The 14,522-nt window shown below is 59.0% G+C and carries 11 protein-coding genes; 8 read left to right on the plus strand and 3 right to left on the minus strand.

Features of this window, described 5'->3' with window-relative positions; translation table 11 throughout:
- The first annotated feature begins 10 nt into the window (after positions 1–10).
- The 8 genes from trbL to NKI54_RS03535 all read left to right on the plus strand — a co-directional run bounded on the left by trbL (position 11) and on the right by NKI54_RS03535 (position 10,113).
- On the plus strand, positions 11–1,333 hold the full coding sequence (gene trbL, locus NKI54_RS03500) for a P-type conjugative transfer protein TrbL (protein WP_352622085.1): 1,323 nt from the start codon (positions 11–13) through the stop codon (positions 1,331–1,333).
- The gene (trbF, locus tag NKI54_RS03505) at positions 1,334–2,065 is read left to right on the plus strand and encodes a conjugal transfer protein TrbF (protein ID WP_352690727.1); all 732 of its coding nucleotides are present in this window, start codon (positions 1,334–1,336) and stop codon (positions 2,063–2,065) included. It abuts the gene before it with no gap.
- Positions 2,055–3,083: a P-type conjugative transfer protein TrbG gene (gene trbG / locus NKI54_RS03510; protein ID WP_352690729.1), complete on the plus strand. Its 1,029-nt coding sequence runs from the start codon at positions 2,055–2,057 to the stop codon at positions 3,081–3,083. Before trbF ends, trbG begins: the two co-directional genes overlap by 11 nt.
- 10 nt (positions 3,084–3,093) lie before the next feature.
- Positions 3,094–4,311, plus strand: coding sequence for a TraB/TrbI/VirB10 family type IV secretion system protein (locus NKI54_RS03515; protein ID WP_352690973.1), 1,218 nt, complete (start codon positions 3,094–3,096; stop codon positions 4,309–4,311).
- Between the two features lie 11 nt (positions 4,312–4,322).
- Positions 4,323–4,595 (plus strand): DUF2274 domain-containing protein, encoded by a 273-nt coding sequence (locus tag NKI54_RS03520; protein ID WP_352690730.1) that lies wholly within the window; start codon positions 4,323–4,325, stop codon positions 4,593–4,595.
- 797 nt (positions 4,596–5,392) lie between these two features.
- On the plus strand, positions 5,393–7,423 hold the full coding sequence (locus NKI54_RS03525; protein WP_352690732.1) for an AAA family ATPase: 2,031 nt from the start codon (positions 5,393–5,395) through the stop codon (positions 7,421–7,423).
- Positions 7,423–8,394, plus strand: a complete 972-nt coding sequence (locus NKI54_RS03530) for an HNH endonuclease family protein (RefSeq protein ID WP_352449736.1) — start codon at positions 7,423–7,425, stop codon at positions 8,392–8,394. Before NKI54_RS03525 ends, NKI54_RS03530 begins: the two co-directional genes overlap by 1 nt.
- Before the next feature lie 12 nt (positions 8,395–8,406).
- Complete coding sequence (locus NKI54_RS03535; RefSeq protein WP_352690733.1) at positions 8,407–10,113, plus strand: patatin-like phospholipase domain-containing protein; 1,707 nt, start codon at positions 8,407–8,409, stop codon at positions 10,111–10,113.
- A gap of 426 nt (positions 10,114–10,539) precedes the next feature.
- Here NKI54_RS03535 and NKI54_RS03540 read toward each other — a convergent pair whose 3' ends face one another.
- From NKI54_RS03540 to NKI54_RS03550, 3 genes are read right to left on the minus strand one after another with little or no spacing between them, the layout of a single operon-like run.
- The gene (locus NKI54_RS03540) at positions 10,540–12,477 is read right to left on the minus strand and encodes a DUF3732 domain-containing protein (protein ID WP_352541483.1); all 1,938 of its coding nucleotides are present in this window, start codon (positions 12,475–12,477) and stop codon (positions 10,540–10,542) included.
- Complete coding sequence (locus NKI54_RS03545) at positions 12,477–12,962, minus strand: three component ABC system middle component (protein ID WP_352449733.1); 486 nt, start codon at positions 12,960–12,962, stop codon at positions 12,477–12,479. The genes NKI54_RS03540 and NKI54_RS03545 overlap by 1 nt, the downstream gene beginning before the upstream one ends.
- Position 12,963: 1 nt before the next feature.
- Positions 12,964–14,079 (minus strand): ABC-three component system protein, encoded by a 1,116-nt coding sequence (locus tag NKI54_RS03550; protein WP_352690735.1) that lies wholly within the window; start codon positions 14,077–14,079, stop codon positions 12,964–12,966.
- Positions 14,080–14,522 lie beyond the last annotated feature (443 nt).

A 14,522-nucleotide genomic window follows, 5' to 3' on the forward strand; every position in this document is an offset into this window, starting at 1 on the left:
AGGCGGCGACATGAATGACCTCGGCGTCATCGATCGCTTCATGGAGACTTTTACCCGCTATATTGATAGCGGGTTCGGTCTGCTTTCCGGCGACGTCGCCTTTCTCACCACCATCCTGATCGGTATCGACATCACGCTGGCAGGCCTGGTCTGGGGGTTCGGCGGCGAGCCCAATGTTCTTGGCCGGCTTGTCCGAAAAGTGCTCTATGTCGGCGCCTTCGCCTTCATCCTGAACAATTTTAAGAACCTCGCCGACATCATCTATCATTCCTTTGCCGGGCTCGGCATCAACGCATCGGCCGGCAATCTGTCCGCCGACAGTCTCCTGCGGCCAGGCCGCATTGCCGCGGCCGGCTTCGAGGGCGCCTGGCCGCTGCTCAATCAAGCGAGCCAGCTAGTCGGCTTCCCCGAGATCTTTGGCAACGCGCTGACCATCTTCGTGCTGCTTCTCGCCTGGTTCCTGGTCCTCATCGCCTTCTTCATTCTTTCCATCCAGCTCTTCATCACCATCCTGGAGTTCAAACTCACCACATTGGCCGGTTTTGTTCTAGTGCCTTTCGCGCTCTGGAACCGCTCGGCGTTTCTGGCCGAGCGCGTGCTCGGCAATGTGATCTCGTCGGGCATCAAAGTAATGGTGCTGGCCGTGATCGTCGGCATTGGCTCCACGCTCTTTGGCGAGTTCGTTTCCGCCCTGCAGGGCAAGGAGCCGGACCTGGCGGCGGCCATGTCTCAGGTGCTGGGTGCGCTGGCGCTGCTTGGGCTCGGCATTTTTGGGCCCGGGATTGCCTCGGGACTTGTCTCCGGCGCGCCGCAGCTTGGCGCGGGCGCAGCACTTGGAACAACGGCGGCTGCAGCCGGATCAACGCTCGTTGCCGGAGGCGCCGCGTTTGCCGCCACGGGCATGGCGGCCGGCGGTAGTCTTGGTGCAATCCGTGCCGGCACAGCTATGGGGTCGGCTGCTTCCACGGCCTGGCATATGGGCCGTGCAACAGCGCCTGACTCCGGCCTCTCCGGGGTAGCTGCTGGGCTGCAGGGTGTTGCGAGTGCCGCTGGCGGCGCCGCGATGCGGGGAATGCGATCCGCAGCAGAACCATTCCGCCGTAGTGCCGATGCCGGTCGCGAGGCTGCCTGGACAGCGACCGGCGGCACGCCGACCCGCTCGATGAACGGAAGTTCCCCCGCTGCGGATCCAGCCGCGGCGCCTGCATGGGCAAGGCGTCTGCGTTCCGAACAGACAGCCCGCGCCCATCGCCACGCCGCCACGCAAGCGGTGCGCGATGGCGATCGTGGCGGAAGCGGCGCCAACCCCTCTCTCAACGATAAGGAAGACTAGATGCTCTTCAAGCGACCTGTTCAGCGTTACGCGAAGACGCCCCACCCCGTCACACCATACCAGAAGGCCGCCCAACTTTGGGACGAGCGCATCGGCACAGCGCGCGTGCAGGCAAGGAACTGGCGCCTGATGGCCTTCGGCTGCCTCGCTCTGGCCACCGGGCTCTCTGGTGGACTCTTGTGGCAGTCGATGCAGGGCCGCGTCGTGCCCTATGTCGTCGAGGTAGATCGTTTCGGTGAAACACGGGCTGTCGCGCCGGCAATCCAAACCTACGAGCCCGACGATGCCCAGATTGCCTGGCATCTCGGCCATTTCATCCAGAACGTCCGTTCCATCTCCACCGATCCGGTGCTGGTGCGGCAGAACTGGCTCTCGGCCTACGACTTTGCCACCGACCGTGCAGCCCTCTTTCTCAATGAGTACGCTAAGGCCAATGACCCGTTCGGCAAGATCGGCACGCGCAGCGTCTCGGTGCAGGTGACGAGCGTGGTTCGAGCGTCCGACAGCTCCTTTCAAGTCAAATGGACCGAGCAGGTCTTTGAGCGCGGCAGCCTCGCCAGCACAACTCGTTGGACCGGGATCCTCACCATTGTGATCCGGCCGCCGAACAATGCCGATCAGCTGCGCAAAAACCCGCTCGGCGTCTTCATCAATGCCATCGACTGGTCGCGCGAGCTCGACAGTGCCGCGCAGACTTCCGTTCCCCCAAAGGAGCCCGCCAATGATAAATAGACTCTCGTCGCTCCGCACTGCGCTAATCCTCTCGGCGTTGGCTGCGGTCATCTCCGCCTGTGCCTCGAAGCCGGTGCCGCCGCCGCAGATTTCCTATGACCATGCTGACTTCAAGCCGGCGGCGATTGAGAAGGCGCCGGAGAAGCCCGTCAAAGTCGTGGAAGTGCCGAAACCGCTGCCGCTGCCCGGCCAGTTGCAGCCCGAGCCGGGCAAGGCTGCTGAAGACAGGCGCTCGCCTGAAGAACGTGTCGCCGATGCCAACAAGGCGGCGACGCAGCAACCCACCAAATATGGCTATGTGAATGCGGTGCAGGTTTACCCCTTTGCCGAAGGCGCGCTCTACCAGCTCTATGCCGCACCGGAGCGCGTCAGCGATATCGCTCTGCAGTCAGGCGAGAAACTCCAATCCGTGTCGGCCGGCGATACAGTGCGCTGGGTAATTGGCGACACCGTCAGTGGCTCCGGCGATGATCAGCGCACCCATGTGCTGGTGAAGCCCTTCGCGCCAGGACTTGCCACCAATCTGGTGATCACCACGGACCGGCGAAGCTATCACCTGCAGCTTCAAAGCACGGATAAGACCGCCATGGCGGCAATCTCCTGGACCTACAGCGAGGACCAGATCATCGCGCTACGCCGGCGCAATGCGCAGGCCGAGGCTGCTATGCCAGTGGCGTCGAATGTGGCTCTCGAAAATATTCGCTTCCGCTATTCGATTACCGGCGACATGCCGCCCTGGAGGCCGACGCGCGCGTTCGATGATGGCAGCAAGGTCTACATCGAGTTCCCGCGCCGCATTGATCAGGGCGAGGCCCCGCCGCTCTTCATCGTCGGTGCTGACGGGGACAACCAGCTCGTTAACTACCGCATACGGGGCAACTATTACATCGTCGATCGCCTCTTCGCCGCGGCCGAACTGCGCCTCGGCACCAAGCAGCAGCAGGTGGTGCGCATCACGAGGACCGACGGCAGGCAAGCGCCGCGGCGGATATTGCTCTTTTCGCGTTCCAGCAGGTGAGGGACGGCCCATGACGGATACTTCCCGCTCCGATGCTCCATCGAAACTCGATCCAGAACAGCTGCAGCTGCGAGCCTCGCCTCGCCGCGCTGTGCGCTTCAAGCGCGGCATTATTGTCGCCATTGCTGCTGTTGGTTCCGGGACCGTTCTAGGCGTCACCATGATGGCGCTGCAAGGACCGGCGCTGCGCATCAAAGAGCAGGCTGAAGAGCTTTACAACACTGAGCGGAAGCCAACCGCGGAGGCAATTGAAAGGTTGCCTAAGGACTATTCCGGGATCAAGCCCAAGCCTCCGGTGCTTGGACCACCGCTGCCCGGCGACCTCGGCCGCCCCATCCTTGAGCACCAACGCCAGCTGGGCATCGCGCCGGGCCAGGAGGTTTCGGCGGAGGAGCAGCGCCTTGCACAGCAGGCGATCGAGGCGCGCGAATCGCAAGTCTTCTTCCGGATCGAAAATCGACCCCGGCAAGCGGATGCCGCCGGCAACGGGCAGGGCGGGCGTCCACCCTTTGAGGCAACGGCTCCACAATCCGATGCCGCACGCGATTCAGCTTCCGTAGCACCGGCCGAGGGCGACCAAAACAATCAAGAGCGCAAGCTCGATTTTGTCAGCCAGCGGAACACAAGTGGAATCTATAATCTGCATGCACTGCAGACGCCGGCTTCGCCGTATCAGCTGATGGCCGGCAGCGTCATCGCAGCGAGCCTGATCACTGGCATCAATTCCGACTTGCCCGGCCTCGTCGTCGCGCAGGTCACCGAGAATGTGCACGACACAGTCACCGGCAGTACCTTGCTCATTCCGCAAGGCTCTCGCCTGATTGGCGCCTATGACAGCGTCGTGGCCTTTGGACAAAGGCGCGCGCTGCTGGTCTGGCAACGGATACTGCTGCCCGACGGCTCTTCGATCGAAATCGACAATCTGCCGGCGACGGACACCGCCGGCTATGCCGGGCTTGAGGACAAGGTGGATTTCCACACCTGGCAGCTGATGAAAGGCGTTGCGCTGGCCACGTTGCTGGGGGTCGGCACGGAGCTGAGCCTCGGGCAAGACGAAAGCGACCTGGTCAAAGCAATCCGCGAATCCGCTCAGCAGAACGTCAGTCAAGCTGGCCAGCGCATCACCGAGAAGAACCTCAATATTCAGCCCACGATCACCGTCCGCCCTGGTTGGCCACTGCGCGTCATCGTGCACAAGGATCTTGTGCTACGGCCGTACCCGAATTGACTGGAGTCATCATGACCAATCTGAAACTCGGCAAACTTCCGGATCGGACACCTTCGAAGATCACCATAAGCGTAAGTGCAGACCTGAACCAAGCACTGCAGGACTATGCGGCGCTTTATCGTCAGACCTATGGCGAGTCCGAATCGGTAGCGGAACTGATCCCGTTCATGCTGGCGGCGTTCCTGGAGAGCGATCGAGCGTTTGCCAAGGCCAGAAAGGAAGGGCTCCCTGTCGTCGACAAGTCAGAGAAATCGCGGCGGCAGCCAATTTCAGGGTCCGAATAAGTCACAGCGACCAGTGAGTCCGAGGGGGCACCTTTCTAGGCGGGCGAATGCATTGAAGCAACTTGCCGGCGGCAAGCCGAAACATAGGGCACAATAGTCGAGCTGATCTGCCCCGAACCAATGCCGGCTCTGCGCCTCATGTCGGTCACCCCGTCGACGTCAGACGTGCACTGATAGTGTTGAAAAAGTCCGGCGCACCGCAAATCGCCATCGATATTAGAATCCAGTTCCACCCCGGCGCATTGCATGGAATCAGGATTCAATTTTGGGGTCTCTGCGGAACGCCATGCTACGAAAGTGCCACGGGCGACCGCGACGCGGACTTTTTCAACAATATCCACTGAAAGCAGACATGATGCCGCAGACACGACACGTGAGCTTGTGGCGTGATCGTGATGCCGATCAGGCCTAGGTAGATCATGATATTGCAACTTACTGGGCTTCGACGGGCGGGGCGTTGGGCCGATAACCTCGCGGCTCCGCTGCTCTCTCCCGACTAGATGAGGCAAGTCACAGCTATGAGCCGCAGCAGGCGAGAAGTTATTCTTCGAAGAAACTTTATGGTTGCAAGTTTCTCGCGATATTCACATGATCAGCCTTGGCTCTAAAAGGTAGAAAACGCTGCCCGCCGAGGAATCGTCTTTTAGCCTAAAATGAAGCCTGACGTGCCGACACCGAATCACTTGGAGTAGATCATGCGAAACGTCGCGCGGGCACCAAGTCCGCCAGCGGCCTTGGGGGGCTCGCTCGCTACGGAGAGACGTCAATCCTTTCTCCGTTATCTTCAGTTGGATCCGATGAAACGCGAACAGACCCGCGTTCCGATCATGCAGCTCGAGTCACGGGAGATCATGCGCGATCTCTCGCACATGTTCCTGGGAAAGTGCGCGTTCTGCGAACAGGCTTCGAAAAGCATGTTCCTGCACCGCTTCAGGCCGATGAACGATGCCGAGCCAACGATCGGCAGCGAGGAGGACGGGCGGGCACGCGATGCCCATCTCTACTACGGCTGGCTGTCGGATGCCTGGATCAATCTCTATCCGAGCTGCGGGGACTGCAGGCCGAAACGAACCAATTACTTCCCGGTCGACGGACAGAGGACGCCTATCCCGACGCCGGAAGAATATGCCCGGTTTGTCGAGAAAGGCGACGGGACGTGGCCGGACATGGTCCTCAACGAGGCACCGCTCCTGGTCGATCCCTGTGCCGACGACATTGCCCGCCATCTCGTCCCGCGGAAAGACGGATCGATGGAAGCTGCAAGTCCACAGGGCGAGGAAACCATCAAGCATTTCCGGCTCAATCGGACGCGATTGAGAACCAGACGAAAGCAGGCCTTCGACGATTATGCAAAACTTGAAGGCGATGGGCCGAACGACACCAATGAATTCGTAGGCCTCTGGCGGATACTCAGGCGCCAGGTCGATGCCAGCGACGCGGAAATTGTGCGGATTGCCGCTTCTGCGAATATCGTCGAGGAAGACGACATAGCGGGAGCACCCCCCCGCCTCAAGGAAATCCGGCTGACGAACTTCAAGGCCATTGAGACGCTGTCGATCAAACTGCCTGCTGCACCAGACTCGACCGAACGCATGGCGCAGGCATTGTTGATCCTTGGCGAAAACGCTGCTGGCAAGAGCTCCATCCTAGAGGCGATCGCGCTTGCCCTCATCGGCACCGACGCGCGCCCCGACCTGGTGGAAGAACCGGGTAGCCTAAGGCTCAACCCCAGCTTCATGGGTGCCGAGGACCTGCCGCAAAGGCGATCGGCCAAGGTTCGCCTTCAGTTCGACAATGGACAGGTCTCGACACTCACGGTCGGTGTCAAGGGCTATTCTCAAATCGGCGAGAACCGATTGCCCTTGGTCTTCGGCTACGGCGCCTACCGTCATTATGTGCGCGACCTGCATGACTGGAAACCGTCACGACCGGTGCTCAGCCTGTTCCATACCGACAGCCTGCTCAGCAATCCGGAGCACTGGCTTCTCGGGTTGCCGCCGACCGAGTACCGGGCCGTCGTCCAGGCCTTGGGAGTGATCTTCGGGGCGGCCGAAGAGATCGAAGTCATCCATCGAGACGAGGCCAAGAGGCGATGCTTCGTTGAGATGCAGATTGATGCGTCCGGCAAGAAGAGCAGGACCCCGCTCTCAAACGTCTCGTCGGGCTTCCGTACCATTCTCGCATTGTCCTGCGACATCCTGCGATGGCTCATGGATCGCGACATCAATCCGAACTTCACAACGCTGACCTCGGCGGAAGGGATCGTGCTGATCGACGAGGTCGAGGCCCATCTCCATCCGCGCTGGAAGATCCACATCATGAAGGGCCTGCGCACTGCATTGCCGTCGATGACCTTCATCGTCACGACGCATGATCCGTTGTGCCTCAGGGGAATGCGCGACGGTGAAGTGGTGGTGTTGAGCAAGGTCGCCAGGCAGCTAGGCAGCGGCCAGATCCCGCTCATGGTCGACAGCCTCACCCAGTTGCCGAAGGTGTCGGCGCTGACCATCGAGCAGCTCCTGACCTCGGACCTGTTCAGCCTGTTTTCCACCGACGACCCCGAGATCGAGGCAAGCCTCGCAAGGCTTGGCGACTATCTCGCAAGAAAGGACGGGAGTGCGCCGGACCAGGACGTCAGAACTGCGATGGACGCGATCCGCAGGCAGGTAGTGGATGCCCTTCCGGTCGGCATGAGCGAGGCTGCCCGCCTCGTGCAGGAGGCCGTTGCCGACTACCTCGTCAAGCGGCGCAACCTTGCCGGCCGGCCACGCGAGGTCCTGCGCGATGAAACGAAGAGGCGGATCCTGGCCGTCCTGGAGGGCATCTGATGCGGCGCGTCGATCGGACCCTGGTTTCGGCGCCGGCTGTTCTTGTCGGTGAGAAAAGCCGCGGCGGCAAGGAACTGGCAAAGGCGAAGATCTTCTTCGCGGCGCAGGCAAAGGCACAAGCTGTGACAGCGGCCGCCGGCGCTGCGGCTCCAGGTGCGAAAACCAGGAAAAAGAAGGACAAGACGTTTAGTTTCAGCGCCTATTCCGACGAAGCAGTCAAATACGCGCTCGACAAGCTGTTCTTCGGCAAATGCGCTTATTGCGAAAGCCGGTATGCCAACCAAGCGCCGGTCGATGTCGAACATTACCGGCCAAAGGGACGCATCGCCCGAGTTGCCAATCATCCCGGCTACTGGTGGCTTGCCATGGTGTGGGACAACCTGCTGCCAAGTTGCATCGATTGCAATCGGCGGCGCTGGCAGGACTTGCCGAGATTCCCCGAGAGTCTCGCGCAACTGCTGGCGGCTCCTGAAATGCAAGGTGTCAAGGCATCGCTTGGCAAGCAGGATTTGTTTCCGATCGCCGGTGCAGCCAGGGCGACGGCGGACTTTCCCGGTATCGACGAGCAGCCCGACCTGATCAACCCCTGCGTTGACGTTCCGGAAGAGCACTTGGTGTTTCACATTGACCGTGGCGACCCTCTCGGCCTCGTCCTTCCGACCTTCAAGGACAACGTCCCTTCCAGGCGTGGCCTGACATCGATCCATGTCTACGGCCTGAACCGGCTCGGATTGGTTCAGGAGAGAACACGGGTCCTGCGCAAGCTAGATTTCCTGAGCCGGTTGATCGACGAGATCGGCAAGATTTCGGAGACGCTGCTTGCCAGCCTTGATCAGCAGACCAAGACCATGGGCGCGCGGCTCGACCTGCTGGTCAACCAAATCCTCGACGAAATCCGCACGATGGCGGAGCCGGGCCAACCCTATTCGAGCCTCGTGAAGGCCTGGTCGGACACGCTTAAAATCAATTGAGGTAGATGGGACATGAGCGCGCCTGAACTGAGCTGCGACCTCGTCATGAAGGGCGGGATCACAAGTGGGGTTGTCTACCCGAAGGCCGTCGTGAAACTTTCGCGCAAGTACCGCTTCCGCAATATCGGCGGTACGTCGGCCGGCGCGATTGCCGCGGTGGTCACTGCCGCCGCCGAATTCGGTCGCGCCGAAGGCGGATTTGAAAAGATCGAGGCGCTCCCAAAGCAGCTGTCAGCGACGCTCCTGGAGAAATTCCAGCCTCGCCAGGAGCTTCGCCCGGTCTTCAATCTAGTGCTGGCGGCGATGTCGAAAAGTATCGCGGGCACGGTCTTCGCGCTTTTGAAGGGCTACCCGGTGCCAGCCCTTTTTGGTGCCATCCCTGCGATCATAATCGCCATCATGATCCCGTTCACCTGGCATTCCCTGCCAGCGGCGCTGCTCGTTGTCTTGCTGTTCCTGTTTCTGCTCCTTCTTCTGCCGGCCGCCACAGCGGCTTTGGTCGCCGCCCGCGATGTCGCCCGCAGGCTCCCGCAAGCCGATTACGGCCTCTGCAACGGAATGACCCAACCCTATATGACGGCCGGCCATCCCGCCCTGACGGAGTGGCTAGCCGACACGATAGATCTCGTCGCCGGGCGTTCGGCCACCGGGGCACCGCTTGGGGTCAAGGATCTTCAATCCCGCCAGATCAAGGTGCAAACGGTAACCACCGATATCACCTCGCATCGCCCCTACGTGCTGCCGATGGAGAATAACCTTCATCTCTTTTCCGAGCGGGAGTTCCGTTCGCTTTTTCCTGCTCGCGTCGTCGACGCGATGCTGACGACGCCAAAGGAGGGGTCAAGCGACCTCTATCCGTTCAAGATCGACAATCTTCCGCTAGTGGTCCTCGCCCGTATGAGCCTCAGCTTCCCGGCACTGATCTCGGCGGTGCCGCTCTACAGGATCGACTATACGCTGGTCGGCGTCCCCGAACAGGACAGGTTGGTGCGCTGCATGTTCTCCGACGGAGGGCTGTCGTCAAATTTTCCGGTACATTTCTTCGACCGCTTCCTGCCGTCGCGCCCGACCTTTGGCATCTCTCTCGGCGAATATGACCGCCGGCGGGAGAAGCCGGAAAGCACCGGGGAAACCCGCGTATTTCTTCCGACAAAGGCGGGACAGGGGCAACTCCTGCCAACGCAAGGCTTTTCCGGCCTGGTCGCCTTCGTGTTCGCCCTGTTTGACAGCGCCAAGGACTGGCAGGATTCCCTCCAGTCGATCCTCGCCGGCTATCGCGAACGGATCGTGACGGTCGACCTCAAACCGGAGGAGGGCGGCCTCAACCTGGATATGCCACCCGCCCGCATAGACCAGCTCACCGGCTTCGGCGAACGTGCCGGCGACCTCATCACAAACGATTTCGAACTCAACGAGCACAAGTGGCGTCGGTATCTAGTCGAAGTCCGCGCGCTCGACGAGATGCTGCGCCAATTCGCCGATGCCTACGCAGAAGAACCCGAACCGGGCTCGCTTGGATACGCAGAGATCGCAACCAGCTACGAACCGTCATCCTACAAGGATCTCTCGGTAAGCGAACGGCAGATCTTGCGAGAACGAGCGGAGGCGATCGCCGCTCTTGGAAAAGCGTTTCAGAAGCAACAGCGTCTGGAAAGCTTCGACGATCATATGCCGAAGAGCCGCAGCCGGATCCGCTCTGTTGCCCGGATGGACTATTGACCGCGACAATCGCAGCCGGACCGCGAAGATGTCTGATCGACAAAGGTCAAGACGTCGCGGTTGTTTCAAACTCATCGATCCCCGTGCGGTGTCTATGTTCATCATATCGAACCGCCATGTGCCGGGGGATACTTGTTTAGAGGTGCAGCGGTCCAAAATTTATTGGCATCGCATCCGGCAGAATGCGGCGAAAAAAAGCATGATCTCGTGACGACAGGGTGGCAGGGAAAACCTCACAATCGACAAAATGCCTCCCGGCCGGTTGATACGGCATTTCGCTGGTTGTTGAAGGCGATATTGGTGAGACGATGATCGGAATATTCTTCTCGTGGCAGAGCGATGTCGCGCCAAACAAAGTTGATGGCAGGCAGGCCCACCACTATGACTGTCATCGACTTACGTGGCGACCATGACGTCGGGGGTTCATCAGGACTGCAGGTTTTGCTTCAACCAATCTTGGGGCACCAGGGATCCTCCCTCCCACCAGTCGTGCTTGAGGTGGTCTGTGAAACGCGAGTCGTTCTCGAATTTCGCGTGGTCGGTGACGATAATCTGCATCTGGCCATCAAGTTTTTCGACGACGTCGAAAAGCCACTCGTAGATTTTGCGGACCTCCATCCAGTCATTGTCCTCTGTCTCCCCGTTAGCTGAAGGGAAATAGACCTGTGACGGCTGATCGAGGATCAAAAAGTTAGGTACGGGCCGCTTGTTCGAGGCAAACCATTCGTGGAGAGCCAGATGGCCGAGCAAGTGATACCAGACCCAGTTCCGTCCGCTGCCAAAGCGCGAAAACGGAATCGTCTCGTCTGCAGTCTCGCTGACAAGCCTCGGCCCGCGGAGATCAAATGTCAGAAAACCGTTCGCGTATTCGAGACGTTGCTCGCGAGCCCAGCGGGTGATCTGCTGCCCGATACCGCCGAGGAAGGTCGCGGTCTTCGCACGTACGTCTGACAGGTTAGTCTCTGATTCGAGTTCTTCGATGTCCGTGACCAAGGAGGCCCTCTCAAGTTCCATCGCGACACGTGTCTCGTCGTCGTCGACCGATATGAGCCTGCGGAACATGTCGATCATGCCAGAAAGCCGGGCAACCTCGTGTTTCTGCTCCAATAGCGACTTGATGGAGTCTTCCTCGACCTTCAAGCGTTGAACCTCGCGCCTAAGCGAAGCGATTTCCGACGTGAGATTGGTAACGGCGGCACGGTGCTTTGAGAGTTGTTCCCGGACATCGATCTTGTCCGAATTCACCATCGCAAGTTCGACGGCAAGCGTTTCCAAAGATTGCTTCATATCCGCTACAGCCGGCGTGACACCCTCTAGCCAGCTTTCACAAACCGGGCATTGCTTGGAATCGTGGTCATCTGCGAGGAGATGCAACGCCGTCAAACGTCGCCGCTGCTCGTTGAGCGCGCTATCGACGACGTTTTGGTCGTTCTCAAAACGCTCCAGAGCGTCAATCTCTTTTTTGAGATCTGACCTTTCACGAGTTTTATTCAGTAGCTCAGTATTCATCTGCTTGAGGACGTCAACGTCCTGACCGTCCGCTAATTGGCTACCGGCGAAAAGAGTGGTTTGGAGGGCCGAAGAAACTCTCTCGAGTATCTGTGCCGTCGACCTCCTAGCTGGGATGTCGGATGTCGCAATCAAACCCAGCCGGGTGCTTTCCGCCACAATTGATACGAGTTCCGTGTCACGATTGGCGGCGATCGATACGCCGCGTTCAAGCGCACGCTCGACCTCTCGCAGTCTCTTCCGCTTATTGCGGAGTTCGGCTTGCTTTTCGATGATGGCAGGGGAGATTGCCCCGAGGTAGTATGGCAACGTATCTCTTATCGTCTGAGCGAGTTCGCTTTGACGATGGAAATACAGGTCCGGGTTGGCGATCTCATTCTGCTTTTGGAAGCTGTAGATAAGACCTGACCGGAAGGTAAGCTTTTGTCGGTCAGCCGTGCCGTCGGCCCGAGGAAGAAGTGTGACTCCCACGCCTAGAAGCGATCCGATCTTTTCTACAAGATCATCCCGACGAGCATTCGGCTTCAAATCACTCATAGGCGGCGTTTCGTGGTCCGGGTTTGGCCGCACGAAGAACTCATTGCTCGCCGTCCTCCCTACGGGGACGCTACGGCGGGCCACGAATAACCTTTCCGCACCAAAATCCAGTTTCAAGGCGAACCATGACACGGCATTCGAGATCACACCTGCCGGGATCTCGAAACGCGATGCTCCAAGACAGTAATCGACGACGCTTAGCATTGCAGACTTTCCCCGACCGCTTGGGCCAGTGAGGATGTTCACGCGACCTAGGTCGAACGAGATTTCGTTGATCCTGCCGTCAAGGGAGTAAAGGACCACGCTCTGGATTTGCATTATGGTTTTACTCCTACCTGTTGGTAGATTTCTCTGTCGTCTCCTACCTTCGCGAACCACTTCCCGACAAATGCGGCCGCCTTCTGGTCGTCATCAAGGGTTTTGTCCGACTTCAAGATCGGAGGCCCCTTGGTGGCCGCAATCAGGCGGCCGTTCTCAGTCGAGACCCAGTTCGAGCGGAGCGACGTCAAAACGGCCTCCTTGACCTGCGGAACAAGGGACTGCGTAGATGAGATCAGGTCGGTTCGAAGTTCTGGGTGATCCCTCAGCCACTTCGAAAATCGGGTAGCGATAGTGCGGGGAAGGGCATTCCGGATATCGGGATGCAAGGCTATGGCGATGCCGGGAAACGCAAGGGCCAGCGACATGCCCCCATTAGTAACGCTATAGCCTTTGGCCATGCTATACACGAGGACGCCGAGATAGCCCGGATTAAAATAGTTGGCGAAATCTGTCTGCCGATCGTTCCAGGGAGCAAACGCCATATTATTCGTCCGGCTTGAATTTCGCGGTCCAGTGAGGGTGCCAACCGATCACTGGTTCGTTCGCCATGAGGTGTAAGACGCCGCGCCGTAGATAATCGAGCTCGACGTCCTTGAGCTTTGCCTGACTTCCCGAGAGTGAGCCGCTTAGAGCGGTTCGGCCGAGCTTTTCTAGCTCAAATTCTACGCCGTCCCGGCCAAGGCAAGCGTCTGCGTCAGGTTCGATCGCACCGAATTTCGCTGCCCAGTGACCGTAAAGCTGATCCTTGAACTCTTGTAATTCCTTTGGCTGCAGCCGCAGGCTCTCAATCCAGCGCTTTATGTGCCCATCAGCCTTGTAGACATCAAGTAGCGCCCCGGCGACCGCCGTCTTGTCCGGAGCGTGCCCGATAGCCATCAATTGCCGAACGAACAGCCTCTGCAACAGGCGAGCCTTTTGGTCGGCGTTCGGGTCCGTGATGTCTTCGAATATAGGCAAGCTCGACACGACATACTGGGAAACCAAATCCGTAATTTTCTCTTGGAGCAGCTCTTTACTGATCGGCACTTTCTCTTTAGTTCTGAGGCGCTCGATCAAAACCCAGTACCACCAGCCAACCAGCGACTGCGCCAAGCGCTCCAGATTTCCGGTCGTAGCACCCGTCAGGCTTAATCGCTTGACGATCTTCTGGCGAAGGCTCTCGATAACCGCCACTCCCGGCACTATGGTCATGTTTCCAATCAGCACGTCGCGGGCGGCTTCTGGTAATGCCAAGAAAGGCTCGACGTTCTTCTTCATGCTACCCGTCGTTCCGGCCTCTATCTCCTTCGCGATCTGCATGAGAAGGCCTTTAGCAGCCTTTACGTGCCTCGTTCCTCCCGTGATTCCCTTGGGCGCTAGATAATCCACAAGCATCGCAGAGGACGAGGGCTGGGCAGTGGTGAGCAAAAAGAACGCGGTTTTGCTTGGATCGACAGCGTCGTCCCTGACGAGAGAGGACCAGATGCGGATCGTTTTCCACAAATCCGCACTTTTGTCGGTGAAGGCCTTTGCCTTGGCGGGGTCGTGGTGTTTCAGCTGCAAAAGCTCAAACGCCTCGTCCTTCCCTCCGACGACCACGTCGTCGAAGGTTTCCACCATGAAGCCTTCCGCGGGATCATCCGTATCCAGGGCTCGAAATAGCGCATACTCACATTGGTAGACATATCCCACCAAGGAGTCTGCTGCAGAAAAACTCTCTATCCCAGACAATCGCTACCTGCCACCCAAGTCGAATCGACCTTGTCATCAGCTTGGCGATCTCTCGCGGCAATTGCAATTTCAAGCCGATATTTCTGGAGTGTTTCCCATAGGAAAAACAGGTGGTTTCAATCCTATTTGAATTGCGCAGCAAAAGGTGCTCCGACAACCGGCTGCGCCACCCGCGAAATACATTACATTGACAGGCCACTGATTTCTCATCCGCAAGATGGGCACCTCCTCCCTGAAGGCGCTTTTGGTAAAATCTTCAGGAAGACAGGGCCAAATTAGCTGGATTCCGACAACGGACGAACACTTAGGTCCGATCCAAGGTCTTGGCGGTG

This window comes from Mesorhizobium sp. M0663, assembly GCF_040320585.1.
Lineage (GTDB): Bacteria > Pseudomonadota > Alphaproteobacteria > Rhizobiales > Rhizobiaceae > Mesorhizobium.